Genomic DNA, 21723 nt, shown 5'->3' on the forward strand with positions numbered 1-21723 from the left:
TATCCTGAGTATTCTCAGTTTTTGTACTCTTGAAAATAAGTTTCTAATTTTTCAAGCATTAAAGGCAAAGGATATTCAGCATAATACTCAAAAGTATGCTCTTTTATGTATTGTTCTGTGTGCTGCTCGTAAATTTCAGGTTTTAAATCTTTTAAATGAATAGAAGCATTTTTGGCTTCATTCTCAAATATTTGCCAAGTTTCTTTTCTAACAGAAGGTGTAAATATAGAAAACGTTGGAATTTCAAGTGCTTTTGCCATGTTTACCGCGCCGCCTTCATTTCCTATAAGCATTTCGCATTGTGATAGAAGTGCTAAAAAAGAACGTAATTCAGTACAATATAAATCAAAAGCAATGTGTTTTTTTGTTTCCTCACTGCAATAATTATAGACTTCCTGAGCAAGATCTTTTTGATCTGGAACATAATTAAAGATGATAGAAGCATTGGTTTTGGCTACTGTAAAATCAATAATTTTTGCCATTCCCTCAAGCGGATAAGTTTTGTAAACCTCGCTTCCTAGAATTCCAAACATGATTAAGGGTTTGCTGGTGTCAATGTTATGACTTTTTAAAAGATTTTTGGCATCATTAATTTCAGATTCTTTTAAAAAGATTTTAGGCTTTACGTCTGTGATTTTTTCAGAAATAAAAGGCTTTAAAAGTAATAATCGGTTTTCGATTGCAAGACCGTGTTCCGATTTTACTGCATCAAATCGCTCATAACTGTGATTGTAAAAAATGCTCGAATACCATTTATGATAAGAAACTTTATATTTTGCTCCAGAGAACAGCGTAATTAAATTTGTTTCTAATTTGCTGTAAACATCAATTACAGCATTGTATTTTTTTCTGCGAATTTGAAAAATAAATTTAAATAAGGAAGGAATTGACTTTCTAACCTTATTTGTTAATACAATAACATTGTCAATATTTGGATTTTCTTTTAGAACATCAACAGAATTCGGGTAGCACATATAATCTATAGTGGAGTCTGGATATTTTGTTTTTAGATTATTACAAATTATTGTACTCGTTAATACGTCTCCAATTCTTTTTTGCTGAATGACTAATATTTTCATTTATTTCTTTAATTCAATTTGAGGCTAAATTACAAACTATTTTATGATGTGTGCAAGCTCATAGTTAAGAATAGGATAAAACTAATCTAAAAGTTATCTTTGCATTTAAACAAATCGAATTTTAGAATGGAAATAAGCGGCTTAGTTATTACTTTTAATGAAGAGAAAAATATAGGAAAATGCATTGATGCTTTGTTAAAAGTTTGTAATGAAGTAATTATTGTAGATTCTTTTAGTAAAGATCGTACAGTAGAAATTGCCAAAGAAAAAGGAGCAATTGTTATTGAACAAGCTTTTTTGGGCGACGGACCACAACGTACTCATGGTTTGCCATACTGCAAAAATGATTGGATTTTAAATCTTGATGCGGATGAATTTTTAGATAAAGACGCTGAAGAGTTTATTCTGAATAAAAAATATCTTGAAGGAAATTATGATGCATTTAGTTTTCGAGTAAAAAATTTCTTAGGCGATAAATTGATCAATTTTTCGGGATGGTATCCAGATCATAAAGTTCGTTTTTTCAATAAACAAACAGCGCATCCTTCTGATTCAAAAGTGCATCAAAAAATAATTACTCAAAATGAGAAAAAAGTTGCGGTTCATATTTTGCATTACGGCTGGGATTCTTTAGATCAAATAATTGCTAAAAAGAATCAATATTCTGGCTGGCATGCGCAGCAATTATTCGATCAAGGAAAAAGAGTAAATGCTTTTAAACCAGTACTTAATGGCGCCGTTGCATTTATTCGCTGTTATTTCTTTAAAAAAGGTGTTTTTAATGGTATCGACGGACTTACAATTGCAATGATTCAAAGCTTTTTCTCTTATATAAAATATGCAAAGCTTTTAAAACTTCAAAAAAAGCAATAATTATGGAGCATCAAGATTGAAATTATTAAAGATGCTCCATAAATATTTTTAACTATAATTTATTGCAGACAATCTCAATGTCTGCTTTTTTTGTTTATAAAAATAAGGTTTACAGTTATTATAAACATACGGAATCTTCTGTAAATCAACTTCGATTATTAACAAATTATATGTTTTTTTACTAGCTGGATTCTTATTTTTAGGTTAAGAAATATTTTTTTTGTGAATAATAATACTATTAATGTTAGATTTGCAAAAAAATTGCAAAAGTAAATGTCAAAGCTGCCCATTTTAATGTATCATAATGTTGTTGAAGATGAAGCAAAATCTTTGAATTTATCTATTTCTGTGTCAAAGTTAGAGGCACAGTTTAAATTTCTTTGCGATAATAATTACACAACATTTCATTTTAAGGATTTAGACAATTTAAAGGAATTACCTTCAAAAAGCATTATTATTACTTTTGATGATGTTACCGAATGTCAGCTCTTATATGCTGTGCCTTTACTCGAAAAATACCAATTAAAAGCTTCTTTTTTTATACCTTTTACTTACGTTGGAAATTTTGATTATTGGATAGAAGGAAAAGAAAAGATAATGAGTGCCGAACAATTAAGAGGATTAGACCGTAATCTTATTGAGTTGGGGTATCATTCTTTTGAACATAAAAAATACAGTTCATTATCTAAAGAGGAACTGGAAGCTGATTTTATTAAATCGAATAATTTTATACTAGAAAACCAATTAGATATAAAGCCTGTTTTAGCATATCCTTTTGGAAATTATGCTAAGAAAGACGCGCAATTTGCTGTTTTTGAAAAAATAATGCGCGATAATGGTATCAAATATGGTTTACGAATAGGAAACAGGGTGAATAAATTTCCTTTTAAAAACAACTATTTAGTAAAAAGAATAGATATAAAAGGAGAAGATAGTTTATTAAAATTTAGATTAAAACTGAAAATAGGAAAGCTTAAGATTTTTTAGAGAATATGGAAATTAGTGGGTTAGTAATTACCTATAATGAAGAAAAGTATATAGGTAAATGTATTGATGCTTTGTTCAGAATTTGTGATGAAGTAATTGTTATAGATTCATTAAGTGTTGATAATACGGTTAAAATTGCAGAAGAAAAAGGGGCTAAAGTTATCTCGCAAGCTTTTTTAGGCGATGGCCCTCAAAGAATTCATGGACTGCCTTATTGTAAAAACGACTGGATTTTAAATCTAGATGCTGATGAAATTTTGGCAGAAGATGCTGAGAAATTTATATTATCTAGAAAATATGAAGATCAACATTTTGATGTTTATGCCTTTAGTCTTTATAACTATTTGGGAAATAAGTTAATAAATTTTTCTGGCTGGTATCCTGATAAAACGTCGCGTTTTTTTAATAAAAAAACGGCATCTCCATCAAAAGACAGTGTTCATCAAAAGGTTTCAGGAAACAATAAAATCCATTTGAAAGTTCATGTTCACCATTATGCATGGGAGGATTTTGATCAGCTTATCAGGAAGAAAAATTTATATTCGACTTGGCACGCGCAGCAGCTTTTTGAACAGAATAAAAAGGTTAATAGTTTTAAACCAATATTAAACGGTTTGGTAGCTTTTATAAGATGCTACTTTTTTAAAAAAGGTTTTTTGAATGGATTGGATGGTCTTACATTCGCAATGATTCAGAGCTTTTTTTCCTATATGAAATATGCTAAGCTTTTAAAGCTTCAGGAAGCAAATAAGAAACAGAAATAAGTATAAAAAAAGGAATGAATTTTAAAAACTCATTCCTTTTTCTTATTTGTAAAACTATAAATTAAACAGCAACATCGTATTCACGAAGTGCATTGTTTAGTGAAGTTTTTAAATCTGTAGAAGGTTTACGAGTACCAATGATTAAAGCACATGGAACTTGAAATTCTCCGGCAGCAAACTTTTTAGTATAACTTCCAGGAATTACTACTGAACGAGCAGGAACAAAACCTTTCATTTCAACAGGCTCATCACCAGTAACGTCGATAATTTTTGTTGAAGCAGTTAAACACACATTAGCACCAAGAACAGCTTCTTTACCTACGTGAACTCCTTCTACAACAATACAACGAGAACCAATAAAAGCACCGTCTTCAATAATAACCGGAGCAGCTTGCAATGGTTCAAGAACACCGCCAATACCAACTCCACCGCTTAAGTGAACGTTTTTACCAATTTGAGCACAGCTTCCAACAGTTGCCCAAGTATCTACCATAGTTCCTTCATCTACATAAGCACCAATATTTACATAACTTGGCATTAAGATTACACCGCTCGAAATGTAAGCTCCATAACGTGCAACAGCATTTGGTACTACACGAATTCCTTTTTCAGCATAATTTCTCTTTAGTAACATTTTGTCGTGGTATTCAAAAATACCAGACTCCCATGTTTCCATTTTTTGAATTGGGAAATACATTACAACAGCTTTTTTTACCCATTCGTTTACCTGCCATTTATCGCCAACTGGTTCAGCAACACGTAATTTTCCAGCGTCAACTAATTCGATAACTTCTCTAATAGCATCAGTTGTTGTAGTTTCTTGTAATAAAGCTCTGTTTTCCCAAGCTTGTTCAATTATAGTCTGTAAAGAATTCATAGTGTTTAATTTTTGGCAAAGATAAGGTATTTGAGTAAATGCAAAAAAGAGAAAGCCTTTTGAAGATGTTATATATTTAACTTTTTGTTTGTATTTTGATAAATAATAAAAAAGCAATAAGATAAAAATTGAAATTATGAGCCGCTAAAAGTTTTTTTAATATCAAAATATGACAAAAATCAGATTTTGCTTTTTTTCTTCTGTCTAATTTCGCGACATAATTCCAGAGCAATTTTGTAAGGAAATTAAGCGTACAATCCAAAACAAATAATATAAGCAGAAAAATGATGAATCAAGAAAATCAACTTCAAAATCGAATTCCAGTTATAGATAAAGAGGTTACGTGGGACAAGACACAAGTAATTATGAGTAAAACAAATGCGTTTGGTATTATCGAATATGCCAATGAAGTTTTTGTTGATGTTTCTGGTTATGAAGATTACGAATTAATGGGACAGCCGCATAATATCATTCGTCACCCAGATATGCCAAAGGTCATTTTTAAAGTTTTATGGGAAAATCTTAAAGCTGGAAAAAACTTTCATGCAATTGTAAAGAATTTAGCGAGATCTGGACGTTATTACTGGGTTATTACCGATTTTGAGATTGCAAAAGATGAAAACGGAGTCATTATGAACTATTTTGGAAGAAGACAAGCCGTTCCGCAAGAAGTTATTTCACTGCATATTGAACCATTGTACAAAAAACTGCTGCAAATAGAAGCTGCAAGCGGTGTTGAATACAGTGAGAAATATTTAATTGGATTTCTAGAGGAAAAAAAGAGAACTTATGTAGAGTATATAAAAGAGTTGATATACGAGCACGAAAAAACACAATCTAAGTTTGCGAATTACGAAGAGAAAGAAAAAGAAGACGAGGAGGAAGAGGAAGAAAGAGGCTTTTTTAGAAGACTGTTTAATAGATAGATATATTTTTTTAGTTTTAAATATTTTTGGTGAGGTCCGTTCTGAGTTTTTCAGAACGGATTTTTTATTGGTAAATAATTTTGATAGGAAGGTTAAAGTTAAAAGGCTTGTAAAAGGTTATATTTGCATTTTCTTCAAAAGTTTCTTTTTTAATTGTCGTTTACAAAATTTAGATAATATGCCTAGAATCCTCTCATTAGATTACGGACAAAAACGTACAGGAATTGCTGTTACTGACGAAATGCAGATTATTGCATCAGGATTAACTACCATTCCAACTCATACTTTAATTGATTTTCTAAAAGATTATTTCGCTAAAGAAAAAGTAGAAGCAGTTTTAATAGGCGAGCCAAAACAAATGAATGGCGAGCCATCTCAAAGTGCATCGGTAATTAAAGGTTTTGTGACTCATTTTTCAAATATTTTTCCCGAAATGAAAGTAATTCGTGTTGACGAACGATTTACTTCAAAAATGGCATTCCAGACCATGATCGACAGTGGATTGAGTAAAAAGCAAAGACTGAATAAAGGTTTAATTGATGAGATTTCGGCAACAATTATGCTTCAGGATTATCTTTCTTCAAAGCGTTTTTAGGTTTATTTCTGATTAATTTCACATTTTTGGAAAAATTTATAATTTTCTAACTTTTATCATGTAAAAATTAGTTTTTTTTTGCGATTGAAAAAGGTACCTTTGCACTTTAAAAACAAATTACTGTTATGCCTGACAATACAATACGTTCCAATAGTGAAGTAGTGCTTATTGGAGCTGGAATTATGAGTGCAACTCTTGGATTAATTTTAAAAGAGCTGCAACCAGATATTAAAATTGAAATTTATGAAAGATTAGATGTGGCTGCTGCCGAAAGTTCCGATGCTTGGAACAATGCAGGAACCGGACACTCTGCCTTTTGTGAATTAAATTATACCCCAGAAAAGGCTGACGGAAGTATTGATCCAAAAAAAGCAATTAGTATTGCTGAATCTTTTGAAATTTCCCGCCAGTTTTGGTCTTATTTGGTACAACAAAACAAAGTACCTTCTCCAGAAAATTTTATAAAAAGTGTTCCTCATATGAGTTTTGTTTGGGGAGATAAAAATGTAGAATACCTTAAAAAGAGATTTAAAGCACTTCAAAGTAATCCTATTTTTTCTGAAATGACATTCAGTACTGATTTTAATCAGTTAAAAGAATGGATGCCATTAGTAATGGAAGGCAGAGCGGCTGATGAAAAATTAGCAGCTACTCACATGGAAATTGGTACCGATGTTAATTTTGGTGCGCTGACAAGAAGCATGTTTAATTATCTTGAAAAATTAGACGGCGTTAATTTATACTTCAATCACGAGGTTAAAAAATTAAAACAACGTGAGGATAAATCTTGGAGAATTAAAATCACAGATTTATCAACAGGTCAAAAGCGAAAAGCATATACTAAATTTGTATTTATTGGAGCTGGTGGAGGTTCATTGCCTTTATTGGAAAAAGCAAATGTTCCTGAAGGAGCAGGTTACGGAGGATTTCCAGTAAGCGGACAATGGTTGAAATGTACAAATCCAGATGTTATTGCAAAACATCAGGCTAAAGTTTATGGAAAAGCAAGCGTGGGAGCACCGCCAATGTCAGTTCCACATATTGATACACGTGTAATCGATGGTGAAAAAGCATTGTTGTTTGGTCCTTTTGCAGGATTCTCAACACGATTCTTGAAAAATGGTTCGTATTTAGATCTTCCATTATCGATAAAAGCAAACAACTTAATTCCTATGCTTTCTGCAGGATATCATAATATTCCTTTAACAAAATATCTAATTGAGCAAGTTCGTCAATCTCCAAAAGACAGAATGAAAGCACTTCGTGAATATTTGCCAAGCGCTCGTTCTAAAGATTGGAAATTAGAAAAAGCAGGACAACGTGTTCAGGTTATTAAAAAAGGTGAAGATGGAGGGGGAGTCCTAGAATTTGGTACCGAAGTTATCAGTACGCACGACGGAAGTTTAGCTGTTTTATTAGGAGCTTCTCCTGGAGCATCTACTGCAGTTGCCATTATGATTGATTTAATTGGAAGATGTTTTACAAATCAAATTAAAACACCAGAATGGGAAGCAAAAATGAAAGAAATTATTCCTTCTTATGGAAAAACGCTTAATGACAAACCAGAGCTTTTAGCAGAGCTTAGAAAAGAAACTGCCGAAGTTTTGAAATTGAATAATTAGAGTCAATTTTTATATAAAAAACAACAAATCCAGATGAATTAATCTGGATTTGTTGTTTTTAGTTCTTTTGTAATTTTTAATATTTTTTCTGCAAGATTGCTCATCCAAATTAATTGCTCAATAACCATCTGGGCTTCCTGCATTTTTGCTTGACGTGTTTCCTTGTCTAGTTCATCATCAGCAGCAAGGCGAGAAAAATTTCTACGTTTAAGCTCTTCAAACTGCAGTGTGACATCTTCTTTGTCAAAAAAAGTATCCGTAATAACAGCTTCATTTCTTAAAATTGAAATGGAATGTTCTAAGTTTGAAAGAATAGTTTTTATAATGTAATTGAAAGATTCTGAAGCCGAGGTTGTTTGATGTGACTGTATGTACGTCGATAAAGACGCTAAAGCCGATAAAAAAGAATGATTTAAAACCACTAGTTTGTTTACCAAAGGCATTGTTTTTTGTTTAGATTTCGGCTCTTGCATCATCCTTTGAAAAGAAGTCATTAAATTACCAGTCTCAACAAATGCATTCTTTCTCGCTAATTTATAAGAAGTCGGAACTTCACCTTTTTTATTATAGAAATCAGCAATTTCTTTTAGATAATTTCTGTTTGCTCTAATCGAATTCTCAATATGAATAGGTGTATTTAAAAATTCCCAAGCCGGCCATAAAAATTGATTGGCGATAAAAGCCAAAGTAGCACCAGCAAGCGAATCGAGTATTCTAAATTGAATTACTTCAACAACATTTGGCGTCAAAATTCCGTAAATAAAAACAACGTACATCGTTACAAACGTCGCGCTTATTTTGTAGTTAATTTGAGTAAACGAAATTCCGAGAAGCATACAAATAATCGAGAAAATACTCAAAACAACATGATTTTGAATAAGCGATACGATTCCAAATGCCAAAAGCCCTCCTAAAATAGTTCCAAAAATTCTATTATAAGATCGTTCTTTAGTTAAACCATATCCTGGGCGCATAATTACAACTATAGTTAGCAGAATCCAGTAATTATTTTGAAGATGTAATAATTGACCAAGGATAAAACCACACAAAATAGTTACCGTCAAGCGAATCGAGTGTCTGAATATTGACGATGAATAACTTAAGTTTTCAATTAAAGTTCGCAGCGGATAATATTGCGGCGTTAAGAATTTTTCTAATTCTTTGTCTTTATCTTTTAATTTATAAGACTGCATTGCCAGCGATAACGCACGTTGAATAGTTTTAATTTTCCCAACTTGATTTTTGGCATATTTCAGCATATTAGTAAGCATTAATACGCCTTCGGCAGCTTCTTCTTTGCCTAAACTCTTTTCATAATCAAAAATCGCAAATTCAAGAGCATCAAGTTCATTTTTTAAATCATTTTTGTCAACATAAACAGCAATATGTTGCACGTTTTTAGAAAGTTTCTTTAAAGTTGATGCCAGCTTATACGCTACATTTTGATAAGTGCGTAAAACTTCAGGGTGTTTGTTGAACTTTTCATGAATCTTATTGTGGTCAAAAGAAGTATACAAAGCAAGTTCTTGAATTTCTACTAAGGTTATAAAAACCAGCAGCATTTTTCTATTTTGGCTTGTTGTTCCTGACGCATTTTGATTTCCAATCAGCATTTTTCTTAAATCCTCATGAATCAAATTAAGATCAACTTGTATCGCCAGCTGTTTTTCGATTATTTTTTCACGATTTGCTTCGGGATTCCATAAATCACCTCTAAGTTTTAAGTATTTAGACGTTAGCTTTATGCCTTCTGCAATTTGCAGTTCGATATATTTATAAGGTTGTACAAAGTGAAAAACTAATGAAACAATTAAGTATAAAATTCCTCCAACAAAAATAAAACCTGAATATTGAAAAGCTTCCCATCCTTCATGTAAATGACCAAAGGATAATGAAATCGATAATAAAGCAGAAAACGAAACCAATGTTGCTCTCTGACCATATACTGAAATCATGGAGCATATAAACAATAAAAATCCTAAAAAAGGATAAAATAAATAAGGATGCGGATAGGCAAGATTTACTAATAAATTAACACCCGAAACAATAAAGGAAGCAACAATAAGACCTTTTATTTTATGACTTAAAGAGCTCGGAATATCACTGGGATAGGTATAAAATGCACCTAATGCGATTGTAAAACCTATTTCGAAATGTCCTAAAAAATTTAAAATTAAAACGGGTACAACTGAGGCGATGGTTACTTTTGACGCATTTAAAAAAGAAGTACTATTTGTGAATTTCGAGATACGTTCAAGCATAAAGTGAGGTTTACTAGCAAAGGTAAGAATTGTACGAACTATTTTGGCATAATTATAGCTGAGTTTTTAGAAGCATCCAAAATATATCATAAATATAGGTTTAAAATTATTCATTGACTATTTTTTACTATTTTTGCCAGCTGAAATATAAGAACCCAATATAGGGTTTTTGTTAGATAAAACATTAAACAATAACAAATGATTTTACCAATTGTAGGATATGGCGACCCAGTTTTAAGAAAAGTGGGAACAGCGATTACGCCAGATTATCCAAACTTAAAAGAGACATTAGCAAACATGTATGAAACCATGTATAATGCATATGGAGTTGGGCTTGCTGCACCGCAGGTTGGCCTGCCAATTCGTGTGTTTGTTATTGATACAACTCCTTTTAGTGACGATGAGGATTTATCATCAAATGAGCAGAAAGATTTGAAAGGTTTTAAAAAGACTTTCATCAATGCAAAAATCATTAAAGAAGAAGGTGAAGAGTGGAGTTTTAATGAAGGATGTTTAAGTATTCCGGATGTTCGCGAAGATGTTTATAGAAAACCAACGGTTACAATCGAATATTGCGAAGAGGATTTTGTAATGAAAACAGAAGTTTTTGATGGTTTAATTGCCAGAGTTATTCAGCATGAATATGATCATATCGAAGGTGTTTTATTTACAGATAAAATATCATCTTTGAAAAAACGTTTGATTCAGAAAAAATTGAAAAACATTACTGAAGGCAAAACATTTCAAGAATATAGAATGAAATTTGCTGCTGCTAAAAAAGGAAGATAAATGTTCTGAATAATTTAGAACATAAAAAAATATAATAAAATTCTTAATACTAATTTTAATAAACATGAATTTAGACAAAATTTTAGCCATTTCTGGGAAACCAGGTTTATATGTATTGAAAGTACAGACTCGTACAGGTTTTGTGGCAGAATCATTATTAGACGGAAAAAAAATTACTGTAAACTTAAAAAGTAATGTAAGTTTATTATCAGAAATTTCAATTTATACATACGAAGGAGAAAAACCATTGACTGAAGTTATGCAAAAAATTGCTGCTAAAGAAAATAAAGGTCAAGCTATTTCGCACAAAGAAGATAACGCAACATTAAGCGCTTATTTTAAAGAAATTTTGCCAGAATATGATGAAGAAAGAGTTTATCCTTCTGATATTAAAAAAGTATTAAACTGGTACAATACACTTCAAGCTAAAGGTTTGGTTACTGATTTAGCACCAGCTGCTGCAGAAGCTCCAGAAGAAACTCCAGCAGTAGAAGAGAAAGTAAAAAAAGCTCCAGCTGCTAAAAAAGCAAAAGCTCAGAAAGAAGAATAATAGTTTTTCTGAATTTAAATATTAATCCTGTTGAGATGTTTTCTTGACAGGATTTTTTACTTTTACAATCACTTGCCTGAAACATAAAAACAAGAAAAAATGAGCAAAGAACTTCAATTAAAAGCTTTTGAAAGATTATTAATTATAATGGATGAGCTTCGTGAGCAATGCCCGTGGGATAAAAAACAAACATTGCAAACGTTAAGACATTTAACGATTGAAGAAACTTACGAATTGGGTGATGCTATTTTAGATAATGATTTGAATGAAGTAAAAAAAGAACTGGGTGATTTACTGCTTCACATTGTTTTTTATGCAAAAATAGGTTCAGAAACAAATGATTTTGATATTGCTGATGTATGTAATGAAATTTGTGATAAATTAATTCATCGCCATCCTCATATATACAGCGACACAGTTGTGAAAGATGAAGAAGAAGTAAAACAAAACTGGGAAAAGCTTAAGCTGAAAGAAGGTAAAAAATCAGTTTTAGAAGGCGTGCCAAGAAGTCTTCCTGCGTTAGTAAAAGCAAGCCGTATTCAAGATAAAGTAAAAGGTGTTGGTTTTGATTGGGAAGAACCACATCAAGTTTGGGATAAAGTTCAAGAAGAATTAGAAGAACTGCAAGTGGAAGTTAAATCTGGTGATCAAGATAAAATTGAAGCCGAATTTGGAGATGTTCTATTCTCAATGATAAATTATGCCCGCTTTTTAAATGTTAATCCTGAAGATGCTCTAGAACGTACTAATAAAAAATTCATCAAGCGCTTTCAATATTTAGAAAGTAAAGCGGGTGAATTAGGAAAACCTTTAATGGATATGACTTTAGCAGAAATGGATGTTTTTTGGAACGAAGCAAAAAAGCAATAAATTATTCTGCCATTTTTTTTAAGGCTTTAATATTTTTAAGCATAATTTTTTTTCCAACAAGCTCGATTAAGTCTAGTTTATTAAAATCAGATAATAAACGGATACAGCTTTCAGTTGCTGTACCAATTATTCCAGCTAATTCCTCTCTTGTAAGTTGTACTTTTAAGGTTTTGTCTGTGTTTTCACCAAAACCTTCATGCAATTGAAGTAAAGTTTCTGCTAAACGCTGTTTTACAGTTTTTTGAACTAAAGCAATTTTATCATTCTCAGATTCTTTTAAATCTTCGCAGACAGACTGCATCAAATTCAAAGAGAATTGATTGTTTGTATTAAAGAAATGTATGATTTCGTTTTTAGGAATAAAGCAAACTTCCATATCTGCAACCGCTTTTGCAGTTAAGTTTGCAGGTTCGTTGCTGATCATTGAACGCTGTCCTAATAATTCACCAGATTTTACCAGTTTTACAATCTGATCTTTTCCGTTAGCGCTTAATTTAGAAAGTTTTCCAACACCATCTTTCACACAAAATACACCATTGGTAACTTCGCCTTCTTCAAAAATAGCTTCGCCTTTTTTAATTGTATAGGTAGTTTTGCTGCTAGCCAATTTTACAACTTCATCTTTACTGAGGGCTTTTAGAGAAGAAAGCTGTCTTACGATACATTGATCACATTTACTCATGGCAAAAAAATTTAGTGCAAAATTAACCAATATTGACGTTTAATACTAGTAATATCGTTTAAAATATCTATAAAAAAGAGGATGACGTAATTTGGCAGTTTTATTTTCATTAAATTAGAATTCTATTTCATTTTAATATGATAATTGTCATAGTAAAAAGAGGGACTTATTTTGAATATTTGTTGTATTAAAAAAAAACAAATTATGATTGAGCAGAGTTGTTTTCATTGCGGACTAACTATTCCTAAAAATGAAGAAATCAATTTTGATGAAAAAGAGTTTTGTTGCACCGGCTGTAAAACGGTTTACGAAATTTTCAGTTTTCATGATTTGACCTGTTATTACGATTTTCAAAAATCACCGGGAGCAACGCCGCAAGATATTCAGGGAAAATATGATTTTTTAGATAATGAAGCAATCCTTTCAAAAGTTTTAGAATTTCAGGAAGGAAATACCTCAATAGTTTCATTAAGTATTCCACATATTCATTGTAGTTCATGTATCTGGATTCTAGAAAATCTTAACCGTCTTGAAACAGGAATAAGCACTTCGCAGGTTAATTTTCCTGAGAAAAAAGTTCGAATTACCTTCAATTCAGAGGTAGTTTCACTAAAGTCAATTGTTTATTTATTAAGTTCAATAGGTTATGAACCTTATATAAGTTTAGAAAATTATGAAACAGGAAAAAACAATGTCGACAGAAGTTTAACGTATAAGCTTGGTGTTGCCTTTTTTTGTTTTGGAAACATCATGCTTCTTTCATTTCCTGAGTATTTTGAAATAAAAGAATTTTGGCTGGATAATTACAAACCCTTTTTCAGAATCTTAATTTTTGTTTTGGCATTGCCAAGTTTCTTATATTCTGCAAGTGGATATTACGTTTCAGCTTATAAAAGCATAAAATCAAAAATGCTTAATATAGATATTCCAATTGCTTTAGGAATCATCGTAATGTTCATTCGGAGCACTTTTGATATGGTGATGAATTACGGTCCTGGCTTTTTTGATAGTCTAACAGGGTTAGTATTCTTTATGCTGCTTGGAAAAATGTTTCAAATTAAAACGTATAGTTTTTTAAGTTTTGAACGCGATTTTAAATCTTATTTCCCTATTGCAGTTACTCGTATAAATCCAGATTTATCTGAAGAAAGTGTTCCTATTTATGATGTTTTAAAAGGAAATCGTTTGTTGATACGAAATCAAGAATTAATTCCTGTTGATGGAATTTTAATAAGCGAAAAGGCCGAAATTGACTATAGTTTTGTGACTGGAGAAGCAGATCCTATTATTAAGAAGTCTGGAGATAAAGTATTTGCCGGCGGAAAACAGATTGGAAAAGTTATTGAAATGGAAGTACTGCAATCTGTTTCGCAAAGTTATCTAACGCAATTATGGAGTAATGAAATATTTCAGAAAAAAGTACTTCAAAAGCATAAAACGATTACCGATGCCATAAGCCGCTATTTTACTCCCATTTTATTATTGATTGCCTTTGCAGGTTTTGGTTATTGGATTTTTATCGATGCAACTACAGCATTTAATGTTTTTACAGCGGTTTTAATTGTAGCCTGTCCTTGTGCGCTTGCATTAACTGCTCCATTTACTTTTGGTAATATACTGCGTATAATGGGTAAACAAAAAATGTACTTAAAAAATGCATTGGTTATTGAGCAATTAGCAAAAGTTGATACTATAGTTTTTGATAAAACAGGAACTATTACCACCAATAAAAAGTCAAATATCTTATATGAAGGAAAAGAAATTTCGAAAGAAAATTATATCCTGATAAAAAATGTTCTTCGTGGTTCAAACCATCCGTTAAGTCGTATGTTATATGACTTTTTACCTGATCAAGATCGAGTTAAAATTGATGAATTTGCGGAGATCACAGGTAAAGGAATTTTGGCTGTAGTTAATAATCGCACAATAAAAATCGGATCAGCTTCTTTTGTAGGGAATCCAGGTTTAAATGCGTCAGAAATAGAACGAACCGCACTGCATATTAAGATTGACGACTTGTATTACGGACAGTTTGTGTTTCAGAATAAGTATAGGGAAGGTTTAGAAAAACTTTTTGCAACACTAAGCAGAGATTATAATATTAAAGTTCTTTCAGGAGATAACGATGGAGAAAGAGCCAATCTAGAAGCTATTTTACCTAAAAATACAGAACTGGTTTTTAATCAAAAGCCCGAACAAAAGCTTGATTTTATTAAAAAACTGCAAGATTCAGGAAAGAACGTGATGATGGTTGGCGATGGACTGAATGATGCCGGCGCATTAGCACAGAGTAACGTAGGAGTGTCAGTTTCTGAAAACGTTAATGTTTTTTCGCCAGCTTGCGATGCTATTTTGGATGCAGGAGAGTTTTATCGATTAGATTATTTTTTAAAACTGTCGCATAAATCTATATTAATAATCAAAATGAGTTTCGGATTGTCATTGTTGTACAACGTAGTCGGGTTATCATTTGCTGTAACAGGAAATTTACTACCTTTAGTAGCAGCCATTATTATGCCGTTAAGCACAATTACAATTGTCAGCTTTGTAACTATCATGTCTAACTATTTCAGCAAGAGTAGTTTAGAATGATTTTAAATAATTCAAAGAGTAAATTTTATAAATTTAACATTATTCTTTGATTATGATAATTATCATATTTTACACGCAGGTAACCTATTAATTTTGTTAACATAAATTTACGGTATGAGTGTTATTTATCTATTAATTTCAGTAAGTATTTTCGTAGCAATATGTTTCTTTATTGCTTTCATCGCAGCGGTCAAATCAGGACAGTATGATGACGATTATACGCCTTCGGTCAGAATACTTTTTGACGATGAAACCAAAATTACTTCCCAAAATAATAATTCACCAATAGAAGAAAAACAAGTATAATTATGGAAATGGAACAGTTTTATTACGACAACAAAATTGTAAAAAAATTCATTTACGCCACCATCCTTTTTGGAGTAGTGGGTATGTTAGTGGGACTGACCTTAGCGGTCATGTACCTTTTTCCCAATTTGACAGATGGGATATCGTGGTTAAGTTATGGTCGCTTAAGACCATTACACACCAATGCCGTTATTTTTGCATTTGTCGGAAATGCCTTTTTTGCGGGGATGTATTATTCTATGCAGAGATTGCTTAAAGCCAGAATGTTTAGTGACTTTTTAAGTAATTTACATTTTTGGGGCTGGCAGTTAATTATCGTAGCCGCTGCAATTACATTGCCATTAGGGTATACTTCTTCAAAAGAATACGCTGAGCTTGAGTGGCCTATAGATATTGCTATAGCGCTTATTTGGGTAGTAATGGGGATCAATATGATAGGTACAATGCTGCGACGCAGGGAACGTCACTTATATGTAGCAATTTGGTTCTATCTTGCTACGTTTGTAACTGTTGCAGTTCTTCATATTTTTAACAATATTGAAATTCCAGTTTCAGCATTAAAAAGTTATTCAGTTTATGCTGGAGTACAAGATGCCTTGGTACAATGGTGGTACGGTCACAATGCAGTTGCATTTTTCTTGACAACTCCATTTTTAGGATTAATGTATTATTTCGTGCCTAAAGTAGCAAATCGTCCAGTATACTCTTATAGATTGTCGATTATTCACTTTTGGTCTTTAATCTTTATTTACATCTGGGCTGGACCTCACCACTTATTATACTCAGCATTACCTAACTGGGCTCAAAATTTAGGTGTTGCATTCTCAGTAATGTTAATTGCTCCATCATGGGGAGGTATGATCAACGGATTGTTAACATTAAGAGGGGCTTGGGATAAAGTTCGTGAAGAACCAGTTTTAAAATTCTTTGTAGTAGCTATTACAGGTTATGGTATGGCAACTTTTGAAGGGCCGATGTTATCTCTTAAAAATGTAAATGCTATTGCGCATTATACGGACTGGATCGTTGCTCACGTACACGTTGGTGCATTAGCTTGGAACGGATTTATGTCTTTCGGTATCATTTATTGGTTGATTCCTCGAATGACAAAATCAGATTTATTCTCTAAGAAATTAGCAAATTTCCATTTCTGGATTGGTACATTAGGTATTATAGTATATACAATTCCATTATATGTAGCAGGTTTTCAACAAGCTTCAATGTGGAAACAATTTAATCCAGATGGTACATTAACATATGGAAATTTCCTTGAAACAGTAACTGCAATTATGCCAATGTATTGGATGAGAGCAATTGGAGGAAGTTTGTATCTGATAGGTATGTTGACTTTGGTTTACAATATTATAATGACTGTAAAAGCTGGTCAGACAATTGAAGATGAATTGGCTCAAGCTCCAGCGTTGCAGAAAATCAGCAGCGGAAGACTTAATGGAGAAAAATTCCATTCTTGGTTAGAAAGAAAACCAATTCAATTAACGATTTTGGCTACAATAGCAATTTTAATTGGAGGTATTATTCAAATTGTACCAACCATTATGGTGAAATCTAATATACCAACAATTTCAAGTGTAAAACCTTATACACCATTAGAACTTGAAGGACGTGATCTGTACATCAGAGAAGGTTGTGTAGGTTGTCACTCACAATCAGTTCGACCATTTAGAAGTGAAGTTGAGCGTTATGGAGTACAAGCAAAAGCAGGAGAGTTTGTTTACGATCATCCGTTCTTATGGGGATCAAAACGTACAGGTCCAGATTTATTAAGAGTAGGTGGTAAGTATAATGATAACTGGCACTTTAATCATATGTGGAATCCGCAAAGTACTTCTGCTGGATCGATAATGCCTGGTTACAAGTGGTTGTTTGATAATGAGCCAATGGATATTTCATTAACTCAAAAGAAAATGAAAGCAATGATTTCGCTTGGTGTACCATACACAGAAGAGGAAGTTGCAAATGCACAAAGAACTTTAAGAGAACAGGCGGTTAAAATTGAAAAAAGTTTAGAAAGCGATCCTGATTTTGTAAAAAGTTATGAAGACAGCAGGAAAAAAGCAGAAGCTAAAGGTGAGAAATTTATTCCGATGAATGAAAGAGAAATCGTTGCTTTGATTGCTTACATTCAAAGACTTGGTACTGATATTAAAGTAAAAGAAACTTCTAAATAACAGCATTATGTTTGAACAAATAAAACACAATATGGAAACGATATCGGGTATAGAAATTTACCCGATTCTTTCTCTCTTGATTTTCTTTTTCTTTTTCGTAGGATTAGGCTTTTGGGTATTCTCTTATAAAAAAGATAAAATTCAAGAAATGAGCCAAATACCTTTAGAAGATAATTTAATTTCAAAAGATAGATAAAATGAAAAAGTTTTTCCCAGTATATGTTAGAGTACCGTTGATTTTTTTCATCGTTTTTGCTTTGATGGAGTATTTTATAGATTCAGGTGATAAACCAGCGTTTATTAAATACCCAATGGTATCTGTCTTTTTGTTTGTATTTCTATTTATTTTGATTGCAATCGAAATTACGCTTAGTGCAGTAAATCGTATCATGTATCAATTAATGTCTCCTGAAGAAAAAGCAAAAGCAGAGTATGAAAGTAGTTTGAGTCTTAAGGAAAGCACTTGGTACAAAGACTTAATGCATAAACTTACTAAGACAGTGCCAATGTCTAAAGAAGCAGATTTATTACTAGATCATGATTATGACGGTATTAAAGAACTTGATAATAATTTACCGCCATGGTGGGTTTATTTATTCTACATCTGTATCATTTTTGGAGTACTTTATGTAGTTCGTTATGATGTTTTAGGAGCTGATGATCAAGAAATGGAGCTTAAAAAAGAAATGGCTCAGGCAAAAATTGATGTCGAAGAATATATGAAAACTGCTCCAGATTTGATGGATGAAAAAACAGTTGTATTACTTACAGATGCACCTAGTTTAGATGCCGGAAAAGAGATCTTTACAACAAACTGTGCTGCTTGTCATAGAGCAGATGGAGGAGGGCAGATTGGTCCGAATTTAACAGATAATCATTGGATTTTAGGAGGAGGAATAAAAGAAATATTCCATACCATTACAAATGGTGGTCGTGACGGTAAAGGAATGATCGCTTGGAAAGGAACTCTTAAACCAAAAGAAATTCAAAAGGTTGCCAGCTACATTTTATCATTGCAGGGAAGCAATCCTAAAGACCCAAAAGAAGCTGAAGGCGAAGTATGGGCAGGAGAAGGTGCTCCTCAAGCAGATACTGCAGCAAACACACCAAAAGATACCACAGAAGTTAAAAAATAATTTAGAATATCATGTCAAATTTACCAGACGAAGCTTTTAGAGATACCATTGGAACTATAGATGAAGGCGGTAACAGGAAATTTATATTCCCTAAGAAACCGTCTGGTAAATTTTATAACTACAGAAAAATAGTCAGTTACATTTTACTGACTATTTTAATTGTTAATCCGTTTATAAAAGTAAACGGAAACCAATTTATGATGTTCAACATACTTGAACGTCGTTTTAATATTTTCGGATTTCCCTTTTGGCCCCAGGATTTCTACCTTTTCGTTATTTCAATACTTGTCGGTGTTGTATTTGTTATTTTGTTTACAGTAGTTTTTGGACGAATTTTTTGTGGATGGATATGTCCTCAAACTATTTTTTTAGAAATGGTATTTCGCCGAATCGAGTATTGGATTGACGGAGATCGTGGTGCGCAGTCTCGTTTAGCAAAACAAGAATGGAATGCAGAAAAAATTAGAAAAAGAGTTGTTAAATGGACCATTTTCTTTTTAATCTCTTTTGGTATAGCAAATGTATTTCTTGCTTATTTAGTTGGCTCCGATGCCTTATTTTTAATGGTTGAACAAGGACCTGTTAAACAAGCAAGCAATTTTATAGCACTTCTTATTTTTACTGGAGTTTTTTATTTCGTTTTTGTGTGGTTTCGTGAACAGGTTTGTATTATTGCCTGTCCTTACGGACGATTACAAGGTGTTTTATTAGATAATAAATCAATAAATGTTGCGTATGATTTTGTGCGAGGTGAAAAAGAAAATGGAAGAGCCAAATTCAATAAAAAAGAAGACAGAGCACTGACTGGAAAAGGTGATTGTATTGATTGTCTTCAATGCGTTCATGTATGCCCAATGGGTATTGATATTAGAAACGGAACTCAGCTTGAATGCACAAATTGTACGGCCTGTATAGATGAGTGTGATCATATTATGGAAAGTGTAGGATTGCCTAAAGGACTTATTCGTTATGCTTCCGAAGATGAGATTGCTAAAAAAGAGCCTTTTAAGTTCACAGCAAGAATGAAAGGTTATACTGCTGTACTGTTTATTTTATTGAGTATTTTTGTTGGAATGCTATTTTTAAGAACAAATGTTCAGGCAGTTGTTTTACGTTTACCTGGACAGCTTTTTCAACATAAAGGAGATAAAATCAGCAATGTTTATACCTACAAGATTGTTAACAAAACAATGAAAGATTACAATGATATTCATTTTGAGTTAATCGATCAAAAAGGAGAAATTAGAAACGTAGGAAAACAACATTTTAAAGTTCCAAAAGAAGGAATTTCGCAAGGAACCTTATTTATTGAAATAAATGAAGTATTGTTAGAAAGTGACAAAACCAAAGTGAAAATTGGGGTCTATAATGGTACCGAATTACTTGAAACAACAAATACAAATTTCTTGGGACCAAGAAGTTTTAACTAAATAAAGACAAGTATCATGAAAATTAATTGGGGAACTGGAATTGTCATTGCATTTGCATTGTTTATGACATTTATATTATACTTTGTTTTCGAAGTACAATCAAATAGTAAATATGATAATGATTTGGTTGTAGAAGAGTATTACAAGCATGATACTCATTTTCAGGAAGAAATGGCAAGAATTCAAAATGCACATGATTTGCAGTATAAGCCATCTATTAAATATAGTCAAGATGGTGTACAAGTTACCTTTCCTACGAACTTTGAAAGCAGTAAAGTAAAAGGGAATGTTTTATTATATAGACCTTCAAATAAAAAATTTGATTTTGATACTCAAATTGCTTTAACAAATTCTTCATTGTTAATTCCGCAGAAAAAACTAATAAAAGGACGTTGGGATGTTAATATGGAGTGGCAGTACGAAGGGAAAAAATACCTGACAAAAGAAGTTATCTACGTAAATTAATCATAAAATGTTATTTTCTGCTCTAATATTTGGCCTTATAAGCAGTCTGCATTGTGTTGGAATGTGCGGACCAATAGCGATGATGCTTCCAGTAGATCATAACAATGAAACTAAGAAGGCAGCACAGATTATTACTTATCATTTAGGACGATTATCTGCTTACGCCACAATCGGATTGGTTTTTGGACTGTTAGGGAGAGGTTTTTTTCTTGCCGGAATGCAGCAAAATATGTCAATTTTTATTGGTGTTGCAATGATCTTAATCGTTCTAATTCCAGAAAAAGTATTTGCTAAATATAATTTTTCGAAACCAGTATATAAAATTATTTCAAATATAAAATCAAGCCTGGGAAGCCAGTTTAAAAAGAAAAGCTACAAATCTCTTTTTACAATTGGTTTATTAAATGGCTTTTTACCTTGCGGAATGGTTTATGTTGCCTTGTTTGGTGCAATTGCCATGCAGAGCGCAGGACTTGGTGTGTTGTATATGCTGCTGTATGGATTAGGAACTATTCCTTTGATGACAGTTGTAGTTTATATTAATTCATTACTAAAATTACCTTTTAGAAACAAAATTCAAAAAGCAATTCCCTATGTTGCAGTAATAATTGGAGCATTGTTTATTTTGAGAGGTTTAGGATTAGGAATTCCTTATTTATCTCCTTCTAATATGAATTTGTTTGTTCAGGCAACTCCAAATTGTCATTAAAACTTTCTACTATCAAATTAA

Annotated in this window: 21 protein-coding genes; 17 read left to right on the forward strand and 4 right to left on the reverse strand. The window is 32.1% G+C overall.

From position 1 onward, the window contains the following. Positions 1–14: 14 nt before the first annotated feature. Positions 15–1079, reverse strand: coding sequence for a glycosyltransferase family 9 protein (locus BOW57_RS14955; protein ID WP_129055384.1), 1065 nt, complete (start codon positions 1077–1079; stop codon positions 15–17). A 126-nt stretch (positions 1080–1205) separates the two neighbouring features. On the opposite strand from BOW57_RS14955, the gene BOW57_RS14960 reads away from it, so the two are divergent. The 3 genes from BOW57_RS14960 to BOW57_RS14970 all read left to right on the forward strand — a co-directional run bounded on the left by BOW57_RS14960 (position 1206) and on the right by BOW57_RS14970 (position 3703). Further along, positions 1206–1952 carry a glycosyltransferase family 2 protein gene (locus BOW57_RS14960; protein ID WP_129055386.1) on the forward strand — a complete coding sequence of 249 codons (747 nt, stop codon included), beginning with the start codon at positions 1206–1208 and terminating at the stop codon, positions 1950–1952. Positions 1953–2225: 273 nt separating this feature from the next. Continuing rightward, positions 2226–2939, forward strand: coding sequence for a polysaccharide deacetylase family protein (locus BOW57_RS14965; protein WP_129055388.1), 714 nt, complete (start codon positions 2226–2228; stop codon positions 2937–2939). A gap of 5 nt (positions 2940–2944) precedes the next feature. Further along, entirely contained in the window at positions 2945–3703 is a 759-nt protein-coding gene (locus tag BOW57_RS14970) for a glycosyltransferase family 2 protein (protein WP_129055390.1), read from the forward strand. Between the two features lie 61 nt (positions 3704–3764). Here the strand turns inward: BOW57_RS14970 and BOW57_RS14975 are convergent, their stop codons facing one another. After that, on the reverse strand, positions 3765–4580 hold the full coding sequence (locus tag BOW57_RS14975) for a 2,3,4,5-tetrahydropyridine-2,6-dicarboxylate N-succinyltransferase (RefSeq protein ID WP_125719511.1): 816 nt from the start codon (positions 4578–4580) through the stop codon (positions 3765–3767). Between the two features lie 287 nt (positions 4581–4867). Between BOW57_RS14975 and BOW57_RS14980 the strand changes: the two genes are divergently transcribed. The 3 genes from BOW57_RS14980 to BOW57_RS14990 all read left to right on the forward strand — a co-directional run bounded on the left by BOW57_RS14980 (position 4868) and on the right by BOW57_RS14990 (position 7723). Continuing rightward, on the forward strand, positions 4868–5506 hold the full coding sequence (locus BOW57_RS14980) for a PAS domain-containing protein (RefSeq protein ID WP_089052449.1): 639 nt from the start codon (positions 4868–4870) through the stop codon (positions 5504–5506). Between the two features lie 178 nt (positions 5507–5684). Further along, positions 5685–6101, forward strand: coding sequence for a Holliday junction resolvase RuvX (gene ruvX, locus BOW57_RS14985; protein WP_129055392.1), 417 nt, complete (start codon positions 5685–5687; stop codon positions 6099–6101). Positions 6102–6226: 125 nt separating this feature from the next. Next, entirely contained in the window at positions 6227–7723 is a 1497-nt protein-coding gene (locus BOW57_RS14990; RefSeq protein ID WP_129055394.1) for a malate:quinone oxidoreductase, read from the forward strand. Between the two features lie 38 nt (positions 7724–7761). On the opposite strand, the gene BOW57_RS14995 is transcribed toward BOW57_RS14990, so the two are convergent. Further along, on the reverse strand, positions 7762–9984 hold the full coding sequence (locus tag BOW57_RS14995; protein ID WP_129055396.1) for an FUSC family membrane protein: 2223 nt from the start codon (positions 9982–9984) through the stop codon (positions 7762–7764). A gap of 198 nt (positions 9985–10182) precedes the next feature. Here BOW57_RS14995 and def point away from each other — a divergent pair, with 198 nt between their 5' ends. The 3 genes from def (at position 10183) to mazG (ending at position 12193) form a co-directional block, all read left to right on the forward strand. Further along, on the forward strand, positions 10183–10773 hold the full coding sequence (def, locus tag BOW57_RS15000; RefSeq protein WP_089052375.1) for a peptide deformylase: 591 nt from the start codon (positions 10183–10185) through the stop codon (positions 10771–10773). Between the two features lie 64 nt (positions 10774–10837). Continuing rightward, a complete protein-coding gene (locus tag BOW57_RS15005; protein ID WP_089052374.1) occupies positions 10838–11323 on the forward strand; it encodes a DUF5606 domain-containing protein in 486 nt (161 codons plus the stop codon). 99 nt (positions 11324–11422) lie between these two features. Beyond that, positions 11423–12193 carry a nucleoside triphosphate pyrophosphohydrolase gene (gene mazG / locus BOW57_RS15010; RefSeq protein WP_129055398.1) on the forward strand — a complete coding sequence of 257 codons (771 nt, stop codon included), beginning with the start codon at positions 11423–11425 and terminating at the stop codon, positions 12191–12193. Between the two features lies 1 nt (position 12194). Here the strand turns inward: mazG and BOW57_RS15015 are convergent, their stop codons facing one another. After that, positions 12195–12875: a Crp/Fnr family transcriptional regulator gene (locus tag BOW57_RS15015; RefSeq protein ID WP_089052372.1), complete on the reverse strand. Its 681-nt coding sequence runs from the start codon at positions 12873–12875 to the stop codon at positions 12195–12197. Between the two features lie 204 nt (positions 12876–13079). Between BOW57_RS15015 and BOW57_RS15020 the strand changes: the two genes are divergently transcribed. From BOW57_RS15020 to BOW57_RS15055, 8 genes are all read left to right on the forward strand, one after another. After that, on the forward strand, positions 13080–15467 hold the full coding sequence (locus BOW57_RS15020; protein WP_129055400.1) for a heavy metal translocating P-type ATPase metal-binding domain-containing protein: 2388 nt from the start codon (positions 13080–13082) through the stop codon (positions 15465–15467). Positions 15468–15581: 114 nt separating this feature from the next. After that, positions 15582–15773, forward strand: coding sequence for a cbb3-type cytochrome oxidase assembly protein CcoS (ccoS, locus tag BOW57_RS15025; RefSeq protein ID WP_089052370.1), 192 nt, complete (start codon positions 15582–15584; stop codon positions 15771–15773). A gap of 2 nt (positions 15774–15775) precedes the next feature. Beyond that, positions 15776–17962 carry a cytochrome-c oxidase, cbb3-type subunit I gene (gene ccoN, locus BOW57_RS15030; protein ID WP_089052369.1) on the forward strand — a complete coding sequence of 729 codons (2187 nt, stop codon included), beginning with the start codon at positions 15776–15778 and terminating at the stop codon, positions 17960–17962. Between the two features lie 7 nt (positions 17963–17969). After that, positions 17970–18158 carry a CcoQ/FixQ family Cbb3-type cytochrome c oxidase assembly chaperone gene (locus tag BOW57_RS15035; RefSeq protein WP_089052368.1) on the forward strand — a complete coding sequence of 63 codons (189 nt, stop codon included), beginning with the start codon at positions 17970–17972 and terminating at the stop codon, positions 18156–18158. Position 18159: 1 nt separating this feature from the next. Further along, positions 18160–19098: a cbb3-type cytochrome c oxidase N-terminal domain-containing protein gene (locus tag BOW57_RS15040; protein WP_089052367.1), complete on the forward strand. Its 939-nt coding sequence runs from the start codon at positions 18160–18162 to the stop codon at positions 19096–19098. Positions 19099–19109: 11 nt separating this feature from the next. Then, complete coding sequence (gene ccoG, locus BOW57_RS15045; RefSeq protein WP_129055402.1) at positions 19110–20528, forward strand: cytochrome c oxidase accessory protein CcoG; 1419 nt, start codon at positions 19110–19112, stop codon at positions 20526–20528. A 15-nt stretch (positions 20529–20543) separates the two neighbouring features. Beyond that, positions 20544–20993, forward strand: coding sequence for a FixH family protein (locus tag BOW57_RS15050; protein WP_089052365.1), 450 nt, complete (start codon positions 20544–20546; stop codon positions 20991–20993). Between the two features lie 7 nt (positions 20994–21000). Beyond that, positions 21001–21702, forward strand: a complete 702-nt coding sequence (locus BOW57_RS15055) for a sulfite exporter TauE/SafE family protein (RefSeq protein WP_089052364.1) — start codon at positions 21001–21003, stop codon at positions 21700–21702. Positions 21703–21723 lie beyond the last annotated feature (21 nt).

This window comes from Flavobacterium sp. YO64 (assembly GCF_004119505.1).
Classification (GTDB): Bacteria; Bacteroidota; Bacteroidia; order Flavobacteriales; family Flavobacteriaceae; genus Flavobacterium; species Flavobacterium oncorhynchi.